The sequence below is a fragment of the Paenactinomyces guangxiensis genome, from assembly GCF_016055185.1.
Lineage (GTDB): Bacteria > Bacillota > Bacilli > Thermoactinomycetales > Thermoactinomycetaceae > Paenactinomyces > Paenactinomyces guangxiensis.
The window spans coordinates 1-21,351 of sequence record NZ_JAECVR010000010.1; the positions used below are offsets into that span (position 1 = coordinate 1).

Annotated in this window: 18 protein-coding genes; 13 read left to right on the top strand and 5 right to left on the bottom strand. The window is 48.3% G+C overall.

Features of this window, described 5'->3' with window-relative positions:
* Window positions 1–145 precede the first annotated feature (145 nt).
* The 3 genes from I8U27_RS10590 to I8U27_RS10600 form a co-directional block, all read right to left on the bottom strand.
* Entirely contained in the window at window positions 146–718 is a 573-nt protein-coding gene (locus I8U27_RS10590; protein ID WP_181752038.1) for a spore coat protein, read from the bottom strand.
* Window positions 719–822: 104 nt separating this feature from the next.
* The gene (locus I8U27_RS10595; RefSeq protein WP_181752154.1) at window positions 823–1,314 is read right to left on the bottom strand and encodes a spore coat protein; all 492 of its coding nucleotides are present in this window, start codon (window positions 1,312–1,314) and stop codon (window positions 823–825) included.
* 166 nt (window positions 1,315–1,480) lie between these two features.
* A complete protein-coding gene (locus I8U27_RS10600; RefSeq protein ID WP_181752039.1) occupies window positions 1,481–1,747 on the bottom strand; it encodes a hypothetical protein in 267 nt (88 codons plus the stop codon).
* A 177-nt stretch (window positions 1,748–1,924) separates the two neighbouring features.
* On the opposite strand from I8U27_RS10600, the gene I8U27_RS10605 reads away from it, so the two are divergent.
* The 5 genes from I8U27_RS10605 (at window position 1,925) to ligA (ending at window position 8,766) form a co-directional block, all read left to right on the top strand.
* Window positions 1,925–2,920, top strand: a complete 996-nt coding sequence (locus tag I8U27_RS10605) for a DUF3048 domain-containing protein (RefSeq protein WP_232345386.1) — start codon at window positions 1,925–1,927, stop codon at window positions 2,918–2,920.
* A 289-nt stretch (window positions 2,921–3,209) separates the two neighbouring features.
* Window positions 3,210–3,509, top strand: coding sequence for a YerC/YecD family TrpR-related protein (locus tag I8U27_RS10610; RefSeq protein ID WP_181752041.1), 300 nt, complete (start codon window positions 3,210–3,212; stop codon window positions 3,507–3,509).
* A gap of 89 nt (window positions 3,510–3,598) precedes the next feature.
* A complete protein-coding gene (gene pcrB / locus I8U27_RS10615; RefSeq protein ID WP_181752042.1) occupies window positions 3,599–4,312 on the top strand; it encodes a heptaprenylglyceryl phosphate synthase in 714 nt (237 codons plus the stop codon).
* An 18-nt stretch (window positions 4,313–4,330) separates the two neighbouring features.
* On the top strand, window positions 4,331–6,529 hold the full coding sequence (pcrA, locus tag I8U27_RS10620; RefSeq protein WP_309506132.1) for a DNA helicase PcrA: 2,199 nt from the start codon (window positions 4,331–4,333) through the stop codon (window positions 6,527–6,529).
* A gap of 191 nt (window positions 6,530–6,720) precedes the next feature.
* Entirely contained in the window at window positions 6,721–8,766 is a 2,046-nt protein-coding gene (gene ligA, locus I8U27_RS10625) for an NAD-dependent DNA ligase LigA (protein WP_232345368.1), read from the top strand.
* A gap of 45 nt (window positions 8,767–8,811) precedes the next feature.
* Here the strand turns inward: ligA and I8U27_RS10630 are convergent, their stop codons facing one another.
* The gene (locus tag I8U27_RS10630) at window positions 8,812–10,149 is read right to left on the bottom strand and encodes a helix-turn-helix domain-containing protein (RefSeq protein ID WP_181752044.1); all 1,338 of its coding nucleotides are present in this window, start codon (window positions 10,147–10,149) and stop codon (window positions 8,812–8,814) included.
* A gap of 425 nt (window positions 10,150–10,574) precedes the next feature.
* Here I8U27_RS10630 and I8U27_RS10635 point away from each other — a divergent pair, with 425 nt between their 5' ends.
* The 7 genes from I8U27_RS10635 to I8U27_RS10665 all read left to right on the top strand — a co-directional run bounded on the left by I8U27_RS10635 (window position 10,575) and on the right by I8U27_RS10665 (window position 20,425).
* Entirely contained in the window at window positions 10,575–12,266 is a 1,692-nt protein-coding gene (locus tag I8U27_RS10635) for a transglutaminase-like domain-containing protein (RefSeq protein WP_181752045.1), read from the top strand.
* 80 nt (window positions 12,267–12,346) lie between these two features.
* A complete protein-coding gene (locus tag I8U27_RS10640; protein ID WP_181752046.1) occupies window positions 12,347–13,267 on the top strand; it encodes an RluA family pseudouridine synthase in 921 nt (306 codons plus the stop codon).
* 238 nt (window positions 13,268–13,505) lie between these two features.
* Window positions 13,506–15,140 carry a PGAP1-like alpha/beta domain-containing protein gene (locus I8U27_RS10645; protein WP_181752047.1) on the top strand — a complete coding sequence of 545 codons (1,635 nt, stop codon included), beginning with the start codon at window positions 13,506–13,508 and terminating at the stop codon, window positions 15,138–15,140.
* Between the two features lie 175 nt (window positions 15,141–15,315).
* Window positions 15,316–16,080 carry an SDR family oxidoreductase gene (locus I8U27_RS10650; RefSeq protein WP_181752048.1) on the top strand — a complete coding sequence of 255 codons (765 nt, stop codon included), beginning with the start codon at window positions 15,316–15,318 and terminating at the stop codon, window positions 16,078–16,080.
* 90 nt (window positions 16,081–16,170) lie between these two features.
* Window positions 16,171–16,314 (top strand): hypothetical protein, encoded by a 144-nt coding sequence (locus I8U27_RS10655; protein WP_181752049.1) that lies wholly within the window; start codon window positions 16,171–16,173, stop codon window positions 16,312–16,314.
* A 202-nt stretch (window positions 16,315–16,516) separates the two neighbouring features.
* Window positions 16,517–19,201 carry a transglycosylase domain-containing protein gene (locus I8U27_RS10660; RefSeq protein WP_181752050.1) on the top strand — a complete coding sequence of 895 codons (2,685 nt, stop codon included), beginning with the start codon at window positions 16,517–16,519 and terminating at the stop codon, window positions 19,199–19,201.
* 183 nt (window positions 19,202–19,384) lie between these two features.
* Window positions 19,385–20,425 (top strand): YkvI family membrane protein, encoded by a 1,041-nt coding sequence (locus I8U27_RS10665; RefSeq protein WP_181752051.1) that lies wholly within the window; start codon window positions 19,385–19,387, stop codon window positions 20,423–20,425.
* Between the two features lie 54 nt (window positions 20,426–20,479).
* On the opposite strand, the gene I8U27_RS10670 is transcribed toward I8U27_RS10665, so the two are convergent.
* Window positions 20,480–20,704, bottom strand: a complete 225-nt coding sequence (locus I8U27_RS10670) for a hypothetical protein (RefSeq protein WP_181752052.1) — start codon at window positions 20,702–20,704, stop codon at window positions 20,480–20,482.
* Window positions 20,705–20,788: 84 nt separating this feature from the next.
* Between I8U27_RS10670 and I8U27_RS10675 the strand changes: the two genes are divergently transcribed.
* A complete protein-coding gene (locus tag I8U27_RS10675; protein WP_181752053.1) occupies window positions 20,789–21,349 on the top strand; it encodes a glycerol-3-phosphate acyltransferase in 561 nt (186 codons plus the stop codon).
* The last annotated feature ends 2 nt before the right edge of the window (window positions 21,350–21,351 follow it).

Here is a 21,351-nt window from a genome sequence, read left to right on the forward strand (position 1 = left end):
ATCGCCCCTTTAGTAAATGTTTAGTGGTACATTCATTTTACTACAACGGGGCGATTTCTTTTTTGATCTTTCTCAAAAAAACTACAAAAAAGCTCGGGGATATCCCATCCTTTTGGGACAGCCCCCGGTTGAAAAGAAAACCCTTTTACTGGATTTGTGGCGAAGTGCCATAGGTGGGTTGATACATACTCATCATGGTGCTGGTTGTATTGGTTTGCATGGTCGGAACTTGATAATAGCCTTTCTGATTCATATATTGGAATGTTTCATAGGCTTGTTCTGCACAGGAGACAGCACCCTGGGTGAGCATGCGGCGGAGTTGCGGATCAGCGCATTCCAGGGCAGCATGCATGCGCAGAGTTGCTGATGATTTGGCACATCCGAGCATTCCCGAGGCCACATCGCGGTCATCCATTTCCTGGATGGAAGCGTTGGGTCTCTCAGGAGTCGGGTTGTTTAAGCCGTAGGACGGAGTAGAGATCGGCCTTTGCCTGAATTGTCTGGTAGGGATCGTTTGACCCTGCATTTTTTGGTTGACGGCTGCAACCATCTGGTTATACTCCTGGATCATATATTGAATTTGATTATCCAGGATTGTGCCGAGTTGCGGGTCTGTGACATGGGGACGGTATAACTCAAATTGATTAATTCCGTCAATGGTGTCAGTCAGGACCTCATGCATTTCCATGATTTCATGGGCACCGAGTTGTGCTGGCATAACTTGATCATCTCCTTGTATCACTAGAGGATTTTTATATCTGTTTATACCCTGCCCTCATTTTTCCGGTTTATACAAAAAAACTTCCCGTTACCAGGAAGTGATCAATCATATCTGATTCTTAACGCCTGGGCCGCGCTTCGGCGGTCATTGGCCAACAGCTCCTCTAAATTGTAGGCCGGATAGGCTCCTTTTCTATACAGATAATTAAAGGCTTGTGCGTGCAGGGGGATGGACCTGTTCAGTTGTCTGGTGAAGGTATCCCTGAGGGCCGGTGTGGCAGTCTCGGTGATCGCCAGAGCATAGTTTCTGATCAGGGATTTTGTCATGCCGAGCAGGGTGCCGGCGAAGCGGATGTTTTCCTGCTCCTCATACGAGTCTGAGTGTGAAACGGAAGGGGCGGAAGGATAGAAACGCAACAATTCAGATATATTTTTCTCCAGTGTCCGGATGCTCTGCCTGTAAATCGAGCGAAGTTCCGGATCTTCAATGCTGCGAATCGTTCGTTTTAATTGAATCAGGCTGCTTGATTGAAAAGCGACCAGCTCATGTAATTCCAGGGTTTCGTGCCATGCCAGCCGCCCCTCGTAATTGATCATGTACGAATACCTCCTCTCCGCTTTCACTGTAATATATTCACAACCCAATAAAGAGGAACTTGACCATGGATTTCAAGGGAGAAGGCGGTCATCTCTTTGGTGCCAAAAACCTTCAGCAAGTAAAAACCACCACCCCATTTTAAAAAAGAGGCAGTGGTTGTGTTTACTTCTTTAATTCATGAACGAGGCGTTTTCCCTCTTCTTTGACGACCCGTTCCACTTCATTGATCTGTTCAATGCTGTTGGGCAATTTTTGAATCTTTTTCAAATCAGGTTCAAGAAATTGAACTTTGCCTTCATCTTCATTGGTGTGAACATAACGGGCGACACTGGTGAACAATTCCTTTTCATCCTGTTTAACAACATAGCGGATGATATAGAAAGGATGCTGGTGTTCTTCAAGGCCCCGTGTTTCCACGAATATTGCCATGTAAATCGCCTCCCAATCAGTTTGGCTCAACTTGGTTTGTTGTTATTGTACCAATCTTTAGCAGTTGAAGTCATCGGTTTGGCGGAAATTATTAGAATTTTCCCTTCTATATATGGTATATTTAACCTGTAGAAAAACTGATTGGAACCGATTCAGGGAGGCCAGGGAGTGAAAAAGATGAAGAATGCAGGCAGATGGCTGGTATATGGATTGCTTATTTTTGCACTTGCGGCGTGTTCGGTACCCGGCCCTTCCGGCAAAAATGAAAATCAGAGCGGGGAGAAGAAAAAGGCAGTAAACAAAATAGATCCGTTGACCGGGCTCACGACCGGGGGAGCGGAACATCCGGTGCTGATGGTGATGCTGAATAATCACCGCAACGCCCGCCCGCAAACAGGGCTTGACCGTGCGGATATCGTTGTGGAGATTCTGGCAGAAGGAGAAATCACCCGCTTTGCCGCTTTTTATCACAGCCAGACCGGGGGGAAGGTAGGGCCGGTGCGCAGCGTAAGGAACTATTATCTGGATCTGGCGGAAGGGGCTGATGCGGTAGTGGCACATGCCGGCGGAGCGAAGGATGCCCTGGCCCGTATCGAGCAGGAAAATATTCCCGGTCTGGACGGGATTCATGAGGATGCCCGCTATTTTTCCCGCGTCAGCTTTCGTAAGCCTCCACACAATTTATATACTGATTTGGAGCGGCTTTATGAGGCAGTGAGGGAGCAGGGGTATCAGTCTCTTCCTGTCAAAAAGGCCTACCAATTTTCCAAAACAGCAGAGACCGGGCAAAGAGAAAGCGCGGGGCGCATTGATCTTGACTATCATCCCCTGTATAAAGCCGGATATGAATATGATAGTGCCAGCAAGTCTTATATTCGTTATACTGAAGGGGTACGGCAAGTGGATCGGGAGACGAAACAGCCCTTATCCATGCAAAACGTGTTGGTGGTGTTTGCCAAACATCAGATTGTCGATTCGGTCGGGCATCGAACTGTTGCAGTGAAAGCATCAGGGAGAGGATATCTGTTCCAACAGGGGAAGGCGCTTTCGATCGAATGGAGATACCGCGACGGCTGGATCATTCCCTTTGCCGGCGGGAAAGAAGTTCCCATGTTACCGGGGAAAACCTGGGTGAATGTGTTGCCGGAAACCGGTCGGGTTTCTTTTCAGTAAAAAGGATTTTTCAACCACTGTGTCGAAACTAATGCGTGAAAAGGATGAAAGGGCTTTCCTCCCGGCGAGAAGGAGGTGAATACCTGTTACTTGCAGAAAAATATCCCCGCATGTTAATGTCAATTCCAGACCTATCTGTCTTCTTTCATTCATTCCCTTATACCGGCAGCGGCCGGGAATCAATTTGGCGACAGGATTACCCGGCTCAGGCTTAACAATGCGAGCGTTTGCAGCGGCAATTGGTTGCTGCAAGATATTTCTCTGCATCTTACAGTAGCAGGATGCGCGGATGCAACTGAACAAACTAAACCAGAAGGAAGTAGAACAGCTTTTTGCTGCGATTTTAAAATTGGAAACGATGGAAGAATGTTACCAGTTTTTTGACGACCTGTGCACAGTGGGAGAAATTAAATCCCTCGCCCAGCGGCTGGAAGTAGCCCGAATGCTCCAGGAAGGATGTACCTATAACCAGATTGAATCAGAAACGGGAGCCAGTACGGCAACCATTTCCAGAGTGAAAAGGTGCCTTCATTACGGAACGGACGGCTATAAATTGGTTTTGGAACGGATCGCCGAGGATGTGAAGTAACCCCGCTAAAGGATGCGGGGTTTTCTTTTTGTCGGGGCTGTCGTGTATAATTAAATTTATAGGTTTTTTATGGGCGGAGGGACTGATTGATGCTACATAAACTGGCAGCCACATGGCGACATATTTTTAAACTGGACCCGGACCGGAAATTGTCCGATTTGGCACTACAGAAGATTTGTGAATCAGGTACAGATGCAATCGTTGTCGGTGGGACAGATAATGTCACCTTTAAAAATACTTGGGAATTATTTCAACGTCTTAAAAAGTTTCCCATCACCTGTGTACAGGAAATTTCTACTGCTTCTGCAATTGTTCCCGGTTTTGACGGCTATTTAATCCCTTCTGTTTTAAATACGGACAATGCTTATTGGATTCATGGAGCGCATCATGAAGCCCTTAAGAAGTATGGAGAGTTTGCACCCTGGGAGCATATTGTTTTTCAGGGTTATGTGATCTTAAATCCGGAGGCAAAAGTCAGCCGACTGACCCGATCCCGGACAGAGTTGGACCCGGAAGATGTGACGGCATATGCCCGCATCGCCGAACATTTGTACCGGATGCCTGTCTTTTATATGGAGTACAGCGGCAAATTCGGGGATGTGGAGATGGTCAAAGCAGCGAGAAAAGGGTTGAAAAACACTCGCCTTTTCTACGGAGGGGGCATCCGATCGGAAGAGCAGGCCAAAATGATGGCCGAGTGGGCGGATACAGTAGTAGTTGGAAATGTGATTTACACTCATGTGGAAATGGCACTGAGGACAGTCCGCTGGGTGAAGGAGACGAAACGAGTCGGAAGCATTTGATTGGAGGCGGTGGTAAAAGTGATAAATCAACCGATTTTGTCGGGTCAGCAGTTGCTTACAGGGTTAAACCCCGTTCAACGGCAAGCAGTGGAAATGACGGAGGGACCTGTACAGATTGTGGCCGGAGCAGGCAGCGGAAAGACACGTGTTCTCACGCATCGGGTTGCTTACCTGCTGGCGGAAAAGAAAATCCTGCCATGGAATATTCTGGCGATTACTTTTACAAACAAAGCAGCCAGGGAAATGAAAGAGCGGATTATCTCCCTTGTGGGGCCGGCAGCGGAAGAGATCTGGATCTCCACTTTCCACTCGATGTGTGTGCGCATTTTGCGGCGGGATATTGACCGGATCGGTTACTCGCGCAATTTTACGATTCTGGATACTTCGGATCAGTTGACAGTGATCAAACAGATATTAAAGGAAGAGAATTTAGATCCTAAAAAGTTTGAACCGCGGTCCATCTTAAATAAGATCAGCCAGGCGAAAAATGCCCTGCAAGGGCCGGGGCAGATGCAGACAAAGGCCAAGCATCTGCTGGACGGGGTAGCGGCGCAGGTCTACGAAAAATATCAGCATAAACTGCGCAACAATGAGTCCCTGGACTTTGATGACCTGTTGATGCAAACCGTCCTTCTGTTTGAACAAGTACCTGAAGTAAAAGAATATTATCAGCGAAAATTTCAGTATATCCATGTTGATGAGTATCAGGATACCAACCATGTGCAGTATGTACTGGTCAAGTTAATGGCAGAACATCATCAAAATATTTGTGTGGTGGGGGACGCCGACCAGTCCATCTACCGCTTCCGCGGCGCCGATATCAGCAATATCTTAAACTTTGAACGTGATTTTCCACAGGCTAAATTGATTAAACTGGAGCAAAACTACCGTTCCACCAAAAAGATTTTAGAGGCGGCCAATCATCTTATCGCTCACAATACAGAGCGGAAACCGAAAAATTTATGGACAGACAATGAGGATGGAGCCCCGATCCGGCTGGTGGAGGCGGGGAATGAACACGAAGAGGCTTATTACGTAGCTGATACAATCACACAGGGGAATCGGCAAGGGACCCGCTTTAGTGATTATGCCGTTTTATACCGTACCAACGCCCAGTCCCGTGTGATTGAGGACGTGATGTTAAAAGCGAACATTCCTTACACCGTCGTCGGCGGAATCAAATTCTATGAGCGTAAGGAGATTAAAGATGTACTAGCATATCTCCGCCTGATCGTCAATCCGCATGATGACCTGAGTTTGCAACGGGTGATCAACGTTCCGCGCCGGGGGATCGGTGCCGCAACGTTGGAGAAGATCAGAGGGCATGCCACGGCCCAGGGATTGTCCCTGTTTAATGCTCTTCTGGAAGTGGAAGAAATCGGGTTGACGAAACGGGCAGTCAAACCGCTCGGGGAATTTGTGCAATTGATTCAGCAAATGCATGCCATGGCTGAGTATTTGTCAGCCGTTGAATTGACCGAGGAGATTTTAAACAGAAGCGGCTACCGCGAGGAACTGAAGAAAGAAAATACGCTGGAGGCAGCAGGGCGGCTGGAAAATATTGATGAATTTATGTCAGTGGCACAAGAGTTTGAACAACGAAACGAAGACAAATCACTGATCGCTTTTTTGACCGACCTTGCGTTGATCTCCGATATTGATACGCTTGATCAACCCGCTGAGGACCAGCCCGGTGACGCGGTGGCACTGATGACCCTGCACAGCGCGAAAGGATTGGAGTTCCCGCATGTTTTTCTGGTGGGAATGGAAGAAGGGATTTTTCCCCATATGCGCTCTCTTGATGACGATTCGGAGATGGAAGAAGAACGGCGCCTGGCTTATGTGGGCATCACCCGCGCCGAAAAGTGCCTGCATCTGTCAAGGGCCCGTTCCCGCACGATTTTTGGGCAGACAAGCGCCAACCCGCCTTCCCGTTTTTTGACAGAAATTCCTGCAGAACTGCTCGAAGTTGCCGGAAGAATAAACACAGGCACAGCCGCCCCCTCAAATGCACAAAAACGTACGGTTGTACGCCCGCAGCCCCATATGGAGACAGACTGGTCGGTCGGGGACAAAGCAGAACACAGAAAATGGGGCATCGGAACCGTGGTCCAGGTTCACGGAGCAGCAGAAGATCTGGAGTTAAACATCGCATTTCCGGCACCAGTCGGCGTGAAAAAGCTGCTCGCCAGATTTGCCCCGATTAAAAAAGTGTAACCGGCTGTATGATAAGAGATTAAAGGCGGTCCCCTTTGCAATCATCAGCTCCTTTACAGAAATGATTGGGTGGCACAACCCCGGAGTGAAAGTGTGAATCATGTCGGGAAAGCAGAATTCTGCCTTCCCCCTTAGTTACACACAGAAAAAGTAACCGGATCATTTTAAGTGTCATTTGACCCTCAGGGAGGATGAACGGTTTGAAGTCAGAAGAAGCGAAAAAACGGGCGGAAGAGCTCCGCCAACTGTTAAACGAACATAACTACCGCTACCATGTTCTGGATGATCCGTCTATTTCCGATGCGGAGTATGACCGGATGATGAAGGAACTGATTCAGCTGGAAGACCAGTTTCCGGAGCTGGTCACTCCTGATTCCCCGACACAGCGGGTCGGCGGCGAACCTCTGCCTTTTTTTGAAAAAGTGGAACATCGCATTCCCATGTTAAGCCTGGGCAATGCTTTTAATGAAGAAGACCTGCGTGAATTTGACCAGCGGGTCCGTAAAGCGGCCAACGGGGAACCTGTCAAATATGTATGTGAGCTGAAAATAGACGGGCTGGCGGTATCCCTGCTTTATGAGAATGGGAGTTTCGTGCGGGGGGCGACACGCGGGGATGGTACAACGGGAGAAGATATTACGCAAAATTTAAAGACCATCCGCTCGTTGCCGCTTCGTTTAACACAGCCAGTGACCATCGAAGTGCGCGGCGAAGCCTTTATGCCAAAAAAAGCGTTTGAACGCCTCAATGCAGAAAGAGAACAAAAAGGTGAACCTCTTTTTGCCAACCCCCGCAATGCCGGTGCCGGTTCACTCCGGCAACTGGACCCCAAATTGGCGGCAGAAAGGACGCTGGATATTTTTATCTACGGGATTGGCGGGATGGAGGAAGAGCAGCCTTTTACCACCCATACCGGGGCTCTTGACTTTTTGTCCGGGCTGGGGCTGAAAGTGAATCCTGAACGCAGAACGGTTGACAGTATGGAAGAAATCCTGGAGTATATCAACCACTGGCGGGAGCGCCGGCCCAATCTCGGGTATGAAATTGACGGGATTGTGATTAAAGTGGATGATCTGGCTCTGAGGGAACAGATGGGAACAACTGCGAAAAGCCCGCGCTGGGCGGTGGCGTATAAGTTTCCGGCAGAAGAGGCGGCAACGATTCTCCATGATATCTCACTGAATGTCGGACGGACTGGTGTGGTCACCCCGACAGCCCTTTTAGAACCGGTTACGCTGGCGGGGACCACGGTAAAACGGGCTTCTTTGCACAACGAGGATATAATCCGCGAAAAAGGGATCATGCTCGGGGACCACGTGATTGTTAAAAAAGCGGGAGACATCATCCCGGAAGTGGTTGCCGTTCTTCCCAATCAGCGCACCGGACAGGAACGCCCTTTTCAAATGCCTGAATACTGTCCGGAGTGTAACAGCAAGCTTGTCCGTCTGGAAGGAGAAGTTGCTCTTCGCTGCATCAATCCGGAATGCCCGGCTCAAACACGGGAGGGGATTATTCACTTCGTTTCCCGCGGCGCTATGAACATCGAAGGCCTGGGAGAAAAAGTGGTGACCCAACTGTTTGAGCACGGGCTTGTCCGCGGGGTTGCCGACCTCTATTACCTGAACAAAGAAGAGCTTCTCTCTTTGGAACGCATGGGTGAAAAGTCGGTCAACAATTTGCTTCGGGCCATCGAAACCAGCAAAGAAAATTCTTTGGAACGGCTTCTCTTTGGGCTCGGAATCCGGTTTGTGGGGGAAAAAGCAGCTAAAATCCTCGCCCGGCATTTCAAAAAGCTGGATGCGATTCTGGACGCAACTGAAGAAGAACTGGTTGCCCTCGATGAAATCGGCCCCAAAATGGCTGCCAGCATCGTTACCTACATGAAGAAGCCTGAAGTGCGGGAAACGATTGAACGCCTGAAGGAAGCCGGTGTCAATATGGAGTACAGGGGAGCCGGCCCGGAGGAAACGGAACCTGCTGCGGCAGACAATCCGTTTGCCGGAAAAACAGTTGTGATTACAGGTACACTGGAACAAATGTCACGTAACGAGGCAACACAATTGCTGGAATCCCTGGGAGCCAGTGTGACCGGAAGTGTAAGCAAAAAAACCGACCTGCTCATCGCCGGTGAAAAAGCAGGCTCCAAGCTGGATAAAGCACAAAAGCTCGGTATACAAATTTTGGACGAAGAATCATTCCTGTCTCAACTGCCTGAGTCGATCAAAGCGACCATATAATTGACACAAAAGACCTGCCCGCAAAAATGAAAGGGCAGGCTTTTCCTATAGCGCGGAATGGCTTTCAAACACGGGCAGGCTGGCATCAAATTCAGTGGTGCAGATCATTTCCCTGTAATGACGGGCCGCTTTCAAAAGCAAAGGGCAAGCTTTCTTTTCCTTCCCCCGGCTGGTGAAAAACTCCCCCAGCACATGAGCCGTTCCTGCTATTTTTTCGGGAAGGTTTAATGATTCAAAAATAGAGATCGCCTGCGAATACAGCTTTTCAAAGGCGGCGAAGTTTCCCTGGGCATAACGGATCTGGCCCAGGTAAACGGAACATTCGGCGATCTGGCGCGGGTGGTCTTTACAAAGCTTCATCGCTTGACGGATATGGCTTTCTGCTGACGAAAAATCCCCTTTTTTGATATAAACCAGAGCTAAAATTTTATGCATAATCCCCACTTCCCATGGAGGGAGACCTTCCTGGCAAACCTGGTGGGACAGATTCAAATAGTGGATCGCGAGATCGTAATCGCCCAGCTTTAAAAAACAAATTCCCATTTCGTGATAGGCCTGGCACATAAAACTGGGAGAAAGGCGGAACTGTTTGCAAATGCGGACGACACGCTCAAAATACCGGATGGCATCATCATATTCCTTATTCCTGCTATATCCCGAGCCGATAATATTCAGGTAACTGCATACTTCCAGCCAGTGGTCGTTTTGCATCATGATTTGTAAAGCTTTTTCCATGTAAACAATACTGAGAGCCGGATTGGCCAGTAAAAGGTATGCTTTTCCGATATTGCTGTATATGTATCCTTTTTCAATTTCATCGCTGATTTTAGGAAGCAACTTAAGCGCCTGCCTGTAATATTCCAGGGCATGATGGTAGTTGGATTTCAGATATTCAATATTTCCTTTAATGCGAAAATACTTAACAGCAAGCGAAGGATCGTCGGTATAATTGCTCCATTTTGCTTCAAAGGCTTTGATCAGGGGAACAAATTTGTCTTCGTGGTAGATCATCACCCACAGGTTAATTTCCAAAAGGTCAATTTCCATCAAAATTTTTGGATCTGCTATATATTTAGCAAGGGATTTTAGTTTTTCCATCTGCTTTTTTGCTTCTTGATAGCCGGCATGAGTCAGAGCGGATTGTATCTGGTTCATCAAATTTTCAGCTTTTTGAATTGTCCCCTGATCGGTAATTCCCATCAGCTGTTCGACACTCGTGTCCAAACGGGTTGCCAGCAGTTCCAAAATATCCAGGCCAGGTGTTGCTTTTCCGTTTTCAATCAGGCTGAGATACGGGACAGAAATAATTCCTTCCGCTAACTGGGCCTGTGTCATTTTCAGTTCTTTCCGGCGGCGGCGAATGTTCAATTCCAGTCCGATCATGGCCACCTCCTTTTTCTATTCCATCTTACTTTTCCTGGGTGAGAAGTCAAGTTGTAACTGACATGAAGATCCAATTTTATACCTTGTTTTAAAATATTAAATAAAACAGTTTGGTTTCCCCGAAAAACAGATTCTCATCATGTCGAATACTGTCGAACTTTTAAAAACATGAGGAGGTGAAAATGTTGTATGATAAAAATTGTTTCTCAAGGTTTCAACTCCATGCAGAAACTTCTTTTTTCGGTTTTGATCTTTGGTTCGATCTTGTTGGGAATTGTCTCACAAAGGCAATTCCTCTTTTTTTGCAGGAATAAAAGGAAAAGAGGATCTTTTTCGTGAACATAGAGTAGGAGGAAATAGTTGGTTCTTCGGAATAAAAAATTATATACTGAATAGAGAGAAACATGTTGAAAGGCAGAAGAATAATGAAATGGAAATGGCTGGCTCTCGGTTGCGGCTTCCTAACCGTTAGCTTGATTGTTACTTCTTGCGAATCCATCCGAACGTCTTTCGGTTCCTATTCTTTCATAAAGAAATTACCCGGCGCTGAAACGATAGAAACAGCTACGCAGCAAATTTCATTGCAAAAGATCAAGCTGGAGCCCTATGCGCAAACAATCGATGGAACTCTGACATCGCCGAAGTATAACAACTTTTCTGCCGAAGGGACGGTACAAGTTTCAGGAACAGTAGGGAAGTATGAAGATTTGGGGTCTGAATTTGCCTGGATTCAGATTGACTACACTGGCAAACAACAAGCAGGCTTACCTTCTTCTTTCCACTATTACGTTCCTATTAAACAAGGGCATTTCCGGGAAAAGATACAGTTATTTGCCGGAAAGGGAGAATACAAGGTAACCATACGGATGCCCGGCGCGTCAGAGGAGGAGTATTATTATCCTTTTGCCTCCTTTCGGGTGACCAATGAAAATCCGTCGGTTCGCCGGGATATCAGTTATAGTACCTCGGCAAAAAAAGCAGGGCTTGTCATCTCTTCTCCGTTGACGGGTTATACAGTGCAACGTAAAAGTGTAGCCCTTTCCGGGCGTCTGGCTGAAGAAACACAGGCCAAAAAGGTTTTGCTGCAGCTCCGTAAGGGGGAGAAGGTCTGGAAAAGAGTGATCCCGGTGAAAGACCACCAATTTGCAGAATCCATTCCCCTGCTTTACGGTAAAGGGGTCCATGAGCTGCAAGTAATGGTTCCCGACGAGAAGAGAAGTGGTTACTATGTTGAAGGGGCTGCCCTTTATGTGGATAATACCTCTTCCGAAGAACGGACACCGGTTGAGTATACCGGGCTTTACCATGAACGCGGTGTTCATTTGACCCGGCCGATCGCCGGGGGGGACCGGGCTGAGCTTACTTATCGCATTGCCGGAACGATTGATCCTGACGCCAAATTCTCTAAAGAGACGGACTACATGATCGTGCAAACAACAAAAGGAGAGAATAAAGCAACTTACTTTATCCCTGTGAATCAATACCGCTTTGACAGCGAAATTTGGTTGCGTTTTGGTGCAGGGACTTATCAAATAACCGTTTATGTTCCCGAAGTGACGACGGAGCAGCGTGACTATTTTCGTTTCTACACAGTGGCCAGTTTTCAGGTAAAGAGCAAGGCCTCTTCCGATCTGCGTGATTTACTGCCTTCGCGCGGGGTGCAGTCCGATCATCCTGACATCCGGGATTTGGCCAGGGAAATCACGGCGGGCAAAAAAACCAACCGTGAGAAAGCAAAAGCGATTTATCAATATGTCGCGAACGTGATGGAATATGACGTGGAAAAATTGAGAAATAACTCGTTTGAGTGGGATGACAGCGCACTGAAATCCTTGCAGAAAAAATCGGGCGTCTGCCAGGACTTTGCTTTTCTCTCCATTGCTCTGCTCCGTTCTCTTGACATTCCGGCCCGCTTTGTCGAAGGAGAATCAGCCGGCCAGCGGCATGCCTGGGTGGAAGTGTGGACAGGGGAGCGCTGGCTGACGATGGACCCCACCTGGGGAGCCGGATATATCACTCCTGAGGGTTCATTTGTAAAGAAATATGATGAAAAGTTTTTCGACCCGTCCCCGGAAGCCTTTGCGAAAACGCATAAGCGTACCGGCGTGGTTTATTAGCGACTGAAGTTAAAAGTTCATGGCCTGTGATGATCATGATATACTAGCAGATGGTTGTATTTTTTGCATCGAGGTGTACCATGATCAAGCAAACAGCGGCAACATTTTCCCATGAGGTAACAGCTGAGGAAGAGGGAAAGATGTTGCATCAAGTATTAAAAAACCGCTTTCGCTTCTCGCGGCGGATGATGAGCAGGCTGAGGCGCAGCGGATTGGTTACGGTCAATGGGGAAATCATTTACTTTACTGCCCGCGTCTCCCGGGGGGATCAAATTTTCATCCGTCTCCCCTCTGAAGAGAGCGGGCATATCCCGCCGCAGGAAATCCCCTTTGCTGTGGTATATGAAGATGAGGACATTATCGTCATTGACAAGCCTCCGGGCTTAGTGGTCCACCCGACGCGCGGTTATCCGGACGGGACACTGGCCAACGGGCTGATGCACTATTGGGCACAGAGGGGAGAAAGTTATAAGGTGCGTCCCGTTACCCGGTTGGATAAAGATACTTCCGGTTTAATGGCAGTGGCGAAACATGCCTATACCCATGCTTATCTGGCGGCACAGATGGCGGAAAAAAGATACCGGAGGGCCTATCTGGCTGTCGTTCATGGCCGGATGGCAGAGGATCAGGGGATCATTGATAAGGAAATTGGCATCAACAGAGAGCAGCAAATACGCTGGGTGATCGAAGGGGATGGAGGGGCTCCGGCTGTCACCCGTTTTGAAGTGGTTGAACGCTACTCAAGGGCCACACGGGTCCGCCTGGAACTGGAAACTGGACGAACCCACCAGATCCGCATCCATCTCTCATCCATCGGTCACCCGATCATCGGGGATGAGATGTATGGCACCAAAGCAGATCAACACCTGATCAGCCGCCAGGCTTTACACGCCACTTATCTGCGCCTGTTTCATCCGAGGCTTAGGGAATGGAAAGAGTGGGAGTCATCGCTGCCGCAGGATATGGAAAGGCTGATTGCACAGCTGAAAAAGTTTCAGTGATAAACAGATAACGACAAAAAGCTGTGGGCATCGCAGGACCACAGCTTTTTGTCGTTAAAACCCTTTTTTGCCCGAACAGAAAGATCGGGACATCTGTAGACAGAATTTTGATTTACTATGATTTATTAAAACATTAATAAAAGATCAAAAGGAAAAAGAAGAGAAAAGGTCGAATTTTATTAATGGAAAAGGTAAAAGATTTTATCTTTTCTATATATTCAGCGAGAGGAGAATGGGTATGAGACATTACTGGCGACTGTCACTCCTCATCATCCTTTGTGCCGTTTTAATCTTCCCCATTGGAATGGTACAGGCGGCCGACGATAAGCAAATCCCGGCTCCGCAGCCGATGGGCAATGTTAAGATCAACGCGTTGCCGCCTCCTTCCAATGTAACCACCCCGGGTACCTGGTTTAAAGGAGCAACTCCCCCCAATTACGACCCCAATAAGCCGCCGATTGTTTTTGTGCAGGGGATGCACGGAAAAGCCCAGGATTGGTGGAGCAATACGGTGTACCACGGTGTGAATGACATGTATGAAAAGGCATATAACGCCGGATACCGCACTGCTTTTGTACAATTGCATGATGCTGCCGGCGGTGATGGGGCCACTCAGTGGGATAACGGACGTTTACTGGTACAAATGCTGGAACAGATTTATAACCATTATGGCCAGAAGGTAAACATTGTTGCCCACAGCAAAGGGGGACCGGATACGCAAGCCGCACTGGTCCACTATAATGGCCATGGCTTTGTCAACAAAGTGGTGACGCTTGGGTCACCGCATCATGGCTCTCACCTTGCTGATCTGGCATACAGCTGGTGGGCCGGTTGGCTGGCTGAACTGCTCGGCAGGCAGGACCCCGCCACCTATTCATTGCAAACCGGTGAAATGGCCCATTTTCGCGAGCAAACAGACAACCATGCCAATGTAAATAAAAACAGGTATTATACAGCGGCCGGAACCAGCTGGGGGCCATTCCCTTCCGCTTTATGGTCAGGGGGAGCCTATTTAGCGGTACATGGCTCCAATGATGGCCTGGTTAATGTATGGAGTACCCAACTTCCTTATGGTCAACATTTATTTACGACAGATGTTGACCACGACCAGATTCGCACCGGAACCGCCTCCTTTGCCCGGATTGAACCGACTCTGCGCACGGCAGCCGCAGCGGGGACTGCCCTGAAAAATACCGGGGCCGCTGCCGCTTCCGCTCAACCCGCTTCTGATGAGCAATATATCCACGGCGGATCTCTGTCGGCAAATCAAGCCGTGGAACGCGAGGTTGCTGTTGATTCAACATCGCCGGAAGCCGTATTTACCATTCTGACAAAATCACCTGATGTTGAAGTAACCCTGATCTCTCCTACCGGAAAAAGCTATTCCAAAACGAACAAGGAATATTTCGCTGCGACCGACCGCGAATTTTTTGCCGGTGCCAGCATCCAGGCTTTCCGCATCAACCGGCCCGAAGCTGGGATCTGGAAAGTGAGTATGACCAGCCAGCGCGACGATGCGTATCTGCTGACAGCCACTTTCACCGGATCAGATACTTTCTCAGTTGACCTGCCGGCAAAGAGCAAACAAAAATCCCTGCCGGTAAAAGTGAAGCTGCACAATCCGAAATATTTCGATCTCTCCTCCATCAAAGTAAACATCAAAACGCTCGCTCCGGGTGGTAAGCCGGTTCGTTCCGCCGGATTGCAAAGCGAGCTGAAGAAAGACAGCAAGCAGCCGGGCCGTTTTGCCGGACAGCTTTCTGCAGGAACGCAGGCCGGAACCTACAATGTAACCATTGAGATCACCGGAAAAACCAAACAAGGACAAGCTTTTGCCCGTACTCTGGTCCGCTCTGTCTATATCGGCAATTAATCAAACAGCGAGCCGCAGGCTTTATCTGTGGCTCGCTGTTTTTTCCCGGCCGGATGCCGGATCATATGCATCTAACAATGTTTTGCCCCGCAGAAAATGTGGGGCTTTTTTTACTGAAGCGGCGATATGAATTAAAATAGAAGCATCTCATATATGAACGGAGGATGACAAGTAGATGTCCCCAGTTGCCTGGATTGTTGGAGGAGCCAGAGGGCTTGGTGTGGTGATAGCCAGAGAATTGGCGGAGGACGGCTACCGGATTGCCGTCAATTACCGGCGGAGCCGGCAGGCCGCCGAGACGCTTCAGCGGGAGATAGAACAAGCCGGCGGAAAAGTGATGGTGATGCAGGGGGATGTAAGCCGGTTGCCGGATGTCAGGCGGATGGCCCGCGAAGTGTTAAACCGCTGGGAAAGAGTGGATGTGCTGGTCTGTGCGGCCGGACCCTTTATTTTTAAACGGACGCCCGCAATTGCGTTAAGTGATCAACAATGGCGGGAAATGTTGGATGGAAATCTCTCCGGTGTTTTTTACTGTGTACGTGAAGTTATTCCGGCCATGCGCAGGCAGGGATCAGGGCGGATTATCACGTTTGGCTTTCCGGAGGTGGAACAGGCCCCGGCCTGGGAAGGTTATTCTGCGTACGCTGCGGCGAAAGCGGGCCTGGTTTCTTTTACCCGCACCCTGGCGGCAGAGGAAGCCCCGCATGGAATTACGGTCAATATGGTATATCCCGGAGATATCCGTGATCCGTACAAAGAAGCCCCGATCTCAGCGGCACGGGGCAAAAAAGACCCCCGCAACCCGGTCGGCAGGCCCGGAACAGGCGGTGATATTGCCCGTGTGGTACGCTTTTTGGCCCATCCTGATTCCGATTTGATTACCGGAGCGATTGTTCCCGTCACAGGGGGGTTTACAAATGTTCACTTTCATGTAAAATAGGCATAAGATTTATGTAATATTCCTGTAATATTTTTTTTGAATACGAACCCAACTGGTTGAAAATTTGCGTTATAATGTATGAGTGCTTTTTTGGGGTTACGAATTGAGCTGGCGCCGGAAGTACCAGCCCAGCCCAAACCAGAAGCAGGAACCAGCCAGGCCCGCGACCAATCCGATGGTACCCGCCGCTTGCCACAGGTAAAGCGAAGCGGCCAGGCCCAGAATGCCGGTTAAGTTACACGCAAAGAGAGCAGCTTTTACATTCATGGTTTTTCACCTCCCTACCAATATAGCACAGAAGAGAGGGGCAGGTATCAAACCGGATCAAGCAATCATCGATTTTATTTTCAATCATTCATTTTATGTTGTCGGATTGTAGAGATAGAGTAGAAGAAAGTTTAACCCATTGAGAACATGCGTTTCAGGAGGTAAACTTATGGCCGATTTTCAAAGGGACAACTTTCGCAGGGAACGAATGCGCAGCGGGCATAGTCCCATGTCCCCCCGTACCCGCAGTGAACGCGTAGGCGGCTCCCGCTCGCGCTCTTCACGTGCCGGTGGTCCGGGCAAAAAGAAGAAAAGCGGATTTAGACGCTTTTTCACCTGGAAATGGCTTTTCCTGGTGCTGTTGACTTCCATGTTATTAACGGTTGGCGGCTGTTCTGCCATTATGATGACTACGGACATGTACGAGTTAGATAACATCGATAAGATTGACTTCTCAACCAGCATTTATGCTGCAGATGGGAAAACATTGGTTGGAAAAATTGGAGATGAAAATAGGGAAATTGTCTCTATAAAGGATATCAACAAGGTAAATCCTGATTTACCCAAAGCTTTTGTCAAGGTTGAGGACGCACGTTATTATGAGCATAATGGAGTCGATTTGTACGGGTTAGGCCGGGCCATTTTTAAAAACATCCTTGAAGGCGGGAAAGCAGAAGGTGCCAGTACGATTACCATGCAGGTCGCCGGGAATGTCGTGTTGAAAAACCGTGAAAAAACGTATACACGTAAACTGAATGAAATGGCTGCGGCACTGAACCTGGAAAGAGAAACACCCGATGCCAAAGAAAAAATACTTGAAGTTTATATGAATTATATCAACTTCGGCCCAGGTATCAATGGTGTCCAAATGGCTTCCAAAGTTTATTTTGGGAAAGACGTGACCAAGGATAAATTAGAACCCCACGAGATTGCTTTGATCGTAGGGATGCCCAAAGCTCCTTCCGCATATTATCCGTATGGAGGGGAGAAGAGCGCAGAGAGGGCGAAAAAGCGAAGAAATGTTGCCCTGTTGCAGATGTCCAAATCGGAAGGGACCCCTCCTCTTATTACAGAGGAGGAAAAAGAGAAATATCAAAAAATGCCTTTAGGTGTGAATGAGAAGTACCTGCGCCAGTATTTAAAACCCAAGGGATTTGCAGCGTATAAAGATCTGGTCCAAAAAGAGTTAAAAGACCGCTACGGCTTATCCTATGAGGACTTGGATAACGATGGTTATAAGATAATTACAGCGATGAATCCGAAAGCGCAACAAGCCGTGGACAAGGCAATGAAAAATGACAAGCTGTTTAAAAACGATGAAGGTGAGAAATTGGTCAATGCGGGTGTAACGATGTTAAACCCGAAAAATGGCCGCATTGTCGCAATTGGCGGTGGACGCAAATTCCAACCGGCAAGTTATAACTGGGCGTTAGAGCGTAAAAATCCCGGTTCTACAATTAAACCGCTGTCCGTGTTTGCACCGGTTGTGGAACTTAAAGGTTATAACGAGTATTCAAAAGTGGTCGATGAAAAAGTAGACTATAGCGGTTATAGCCCCCAAAACTACACAAAACGTTATTACGGCCCTGTTCAGCTAAAAGAGGTTGTATACAGATCATTAAACGCTTCTACTGTTAAGTTGCTGATGGAAGAAGTTTCACTGGCGAAATCATACGAGTTTGCCACAGAAAGATTTGGATTGCCATTGACCCCCAAAGACGGAGTGCCTGCCGCACTTGCTCTGGGAGGACTGACTTATGGTGTAAGCACTGTGGATATGGCTGAAGCATATGCTGCGTTCCCGAACAATGGGAAAAGGGTTGAAGCGCATGCGATCATTGAAGTTCGCGATTCAGAAGATAATATTGTACAACCTGACAAAGAAATTAACGAAAAGAATCCAAAAGAGGCGATCAGCGAACAAACAGCCTGGTATATGACCCGTATGTTACAGGAGGTTATTGAAAATCCCAATGGTACAGGTCATAAATATGCACCATTAGATGACGGGCGTCCTGTTGCCGGTAAGAGTGGTACCAACAATGACGGAAAAAGCGCCATGTTCGTTGGCTTTACCCCTGATATGGTAACCGCTGTCTCTGTATTTAACGATACGATTGACGGAAAACAAGGAAAAGCCTACCTTACAGGGGGGACCATGCCAGCAAAGATCTTTAGCCAGGTGATGTCTGAGGCCCTGAAGGATTCAGATCCTAAAGACTTTAAAAAACCGCCGGGTGTGCCGGATCCAAAACCGCCGTTTGAGCTTGAAAAACCGAAGCTGGACGGCTACTATGATCCGGGTTCCAAATCGATCAAATTGAACTGGTCACAACAAGGCGGGCGTGTGAAATATGAAATCTGGCGCGGTGAAGATGGGCAAGAACTTCAACCATATGCTGAAGTGCCGGGTGGCAGTACCTCTTTCGTAGACAATCAGATCGAAATTCCTGATGGAGACGGCGGCTTCTTAGGATTCGGCGGTAAGAAAAAAGTCTACAGGTACAAGATTATTGCCATCGATACAGAGGCTAAAATCCCTCAAGACGCCAGAGTGGATTCCAACGTCATCAAAATTACGGTTAAACCCGATAAGAAAGAGGATGAAGAGAATAACGGCGGAGAAGATAATGCCGGCAATGGAGACAATCCGAATGGTGACGGCCGGGGAGGCAATGATCCCCTTGGCGGTGATACTCTTGGTGGAGAGAATGGCGGTAATGCTGACAATGGCGGCAACGCCGATAATGGCGGTAATGCTGACAATGGCGGCAATGGTGGCCGTAATGGTGGTAATGGCGGCGAAGATGACGGTGGTAATAACGGCGGTGGATGGTTCAATGGTGGAGGATAATCTCCAATCCGTGCTATTTTAATAAATATAAATTCCAGATTCTTGACCAGCAAATTCGCTGGTCTTTTTTTGCCTTTTTTCAGCAGAGGAAATCCAAACAGCCACTCTCTTGTAATACTTGTTCTAACTTTCTCCCGTCCCCCATAAACTAGTCCTAACAGAATGGACAGGAGGGATGTGCGATTGAGAGACAGATGGGTACTCGCCATCCGGGTCGGTTTTACCTATATCGGGACGGTGGTGGGAGCCGGATTTGCATCCGGGCAAGAGATATTGCATTTTTTTACAGTGTTCGGAAAGTACAGCCACTGGGGTATTATCATTTGTGCCGGTTTGTTTTCCTGGTTGGGAACGAGGATGATGATCATGGGAAACCGGTTAAATGCCAGGTCCTATGAGGAATTTAACCACTATTTGTTCGGAGAGCGGTGGGGGCGGTGGATGACCGCGTTTGTAGGAGTAATTCTGTTTGGTGTGACAACGGCGATGATGTCAGGGACAGGGGCGCTGTTTGAGGAGCAGATCGGACTTTCGTTTCATGTTGGAGTCATTTTTACGGCGGTTGTTTCTTATCTGGTGATTATCCGGGGGATGGAAGGGATCTTATCTGTAAATTCCCTGGTGGTTCCGCTGATGTTTTTATTTACTTCACTGGTGGCCATCCATGGATGGCAGAGCGGAGATTGGAGTTCGAATGCCAGTATGCCTCCTGTTGCGGAAGATAATCACTGGTTTCTTTCCGCTCTCACTTATGTCGCGTTTAACCTGGCGATGTCACAGGCGGTTTTGGTTCCGCTGGGGGGAGAAGTGAAGGATCAGGCAACGATTCGTATAGGGGGTTGGATTGGCGGAATTGGACTGGGTCTGATGCTATTGGCCAGCAATTTTGCGATGCAGCTGCAACTGGATGAGTTGACGGATACAGAAATTCCGATGGCGTTTATTATTCAGGCTCTTGGAGCGGGCATGAAATATTTTTTTCTTACTGTCATGTGGGGCGAAATCATTACCACTCTGATTGGAAATGTTTACGGTTTGGCGGCCAACCTGGGCCAGGTAATTCCGCTTCGCCCGCAAACGATTATGGCACTTATCTTTATCTTTGGATATTTATTCTCTCTGATCGGCTTTCCCACACTGGTCAGCTACCTTTATCCCTTTTTCGGTTATTGCGGGATGATCGTGATCGGGCTGCTCATCCTGAGAAGAATCCCGGGATCATAGACGAAGACCCAGCCTATCCTGCACGGGCTGGGTTTCTTTTCACGGAAGTAAGGGTCAATCCGGACTGTGTGTTAAGCGGTTTAAGAGTTCGTCATATTGTTCAGGTACGAGAAATTTGTCCCGATCCCAATAAGATTGAATCCAGGTAATCAGTTCCTCTTTGGTACGAAAAAACTCACCGGTTGTATCTGCGTTGCGTACCCAGAAGCGGGTTTGATCTTCATCAGCAACAACTTCACAGGGAATCCAACTTTCATGGCTCATCAATTGAAACTCCATCTGATTTTCCACCTTTGACCTGCTTTTCCTTATCTTATCCGGTCGCTTTCTTTTCAATTCTTGCGCGAGGGGGGATGATGACAGATGAATATCCTGGTTGTCATTGGAGTTGCTTATCTGATCGGAGCCCTGCCGCTGCACAGCTGGCTGTTGCCCACACGGCGTGCTGCTTTTTCGGCTCCGTCTTTCTCTGCTCTTCACCGGCAGGAAGCATTCGCCCTGGTAGTGATCGACCTTTTTAAAGGAATCGGTGCAGTCCTGATCGCCCTGTTCGCCGGGGGATGGTTCGCCGCCTCTTTGGCCGCTGTTGCAGTGGTGATCGGCAGTATGTATTCCCTGTTTTTTCAAGGCGGGAAAGGAGTCGCGGTTGCGGCGGGAGCTTTATTTGTACTCAGCCCGCTCCTCGTTTTCATTGCATTTTTGAGCTATTTGCTCAGTCTGTTCATCACCCGGGCCCGGATGATTTCCGCTGCACTTGCTGTTATTGCCCTCATTTGTTTCGGCATTTTGCTGGCGACACATTTTTATGTGTGGCTTGTCCTTTTTTGTCTGGGGATCATTCTCTTCATCGCACAAAAACCGGCTGTCCCCGGATTTCGCCGGCGCTGGAAACCGGTGTTTCGTTTTAAAAAGCCTTTTCGCTGAGA

Excerpts from the sequence above, each read along its gene's own strand:
- I8U27_RS10590 (WP_181752038.1), bottom strand. The coding sequence starts at position 718 with ATGCCAGCACAACTCGGTGCCCATGAAATCATGGAAATGCATGAGGTC.
- I8U27_RS10600 (WP_181752039.1), bottom strand. The coding sequence starts at position 1,747 with ATGGCAATATTCGTGGAAACACGGGGCCTTGAAGAACACCAGCATCCT.
- I8U27_RS10605 (WP_232345386.1), top strand. The coding sequence starts at position 1,925 with ATGAAGAATGCAGGCAGATGGCTGGTATATGGATTGCTTATTTTTGCA.
- I8U27_RS10610 (WP_181752041.1), top strand. The coding sequence starts at position 3,210 with ATGCAACTGAACAAACTAAACCAGAAGGAAGTAGAACAGCTTTTTGCT.
- pcrB (WP_181752042.1), top strand. The coding sequence starts at position 3,599 with ATGCTACATAAACTGGCAGCCACATGGCGACATATTTTTAAACTGGAC.
- ligA (WP_232345368.1), top strand. The coding sequence starts at position 6,721 with ATGAACGGTTTGAAGTCAGAAGAAGCGAAAAAACGGGCGGAAGAGCTC.
- I8U27_RS10630 (WP_181752044.1), bottom strand. The coding sequence starts at position 10,149 with ATGATCGGACTGGAATTGAACATTCGCCGCCGCCGGAAAGAACTGAAA.
- I8U27_RS10635 (WP_181752045.1), top strand. The coding sequence starts at position 10,575 with ATGAAATGGAAATGGCTGGCTCTCGGTTGCGGCTTCCTAACCGTTAGC.
- I8U27_RS10640 (WP_181752046.1), top strand. The coding sequence starts at position 12,347 with ATGATCAAGCAAACAGCGGCAACATTTTCCCATGAGGTAACAGCTGAG.
- I8U27_RS10645 (WP_181752047.1), top strand. The coding sequence starts at position 13,506 with ATGAGACATTACTGGCGACTGTCACTCCTCATCATCCTTTGTGCCGTT.
- I8U27_RS10650 (WP_181752048.1), top strand. The coding sequence starts at position 15,316 with ATGTCCCCAGTTGCCTGGATTGTTGGAGGAGCCAGAGGGCTTGGTGTG.
- I8U27_RS10660 (WP_181752050.1), top strand. The coding sequence starts at position 16,517 with ATGGCCGATTTTCAAAGGGACAACTTTCGCAGGGAACGAATGCGCAGC.
- I8U27_RS10670 (WP_181752052.1), bottom strand. The coding sequence starts at position 20,704 with ATGGAGTTTCAATTGATGAGCCATGAAAGTTGGATTCCCTGTGAAGTT.
- I8U27_RS10675 (WP_181752053.1), top strand. The coding sequence starts at position 20,789 with ATGAATATCCTGGTTGTCATTGGAGTTGCTTATCTGATCGGAGCCCTG.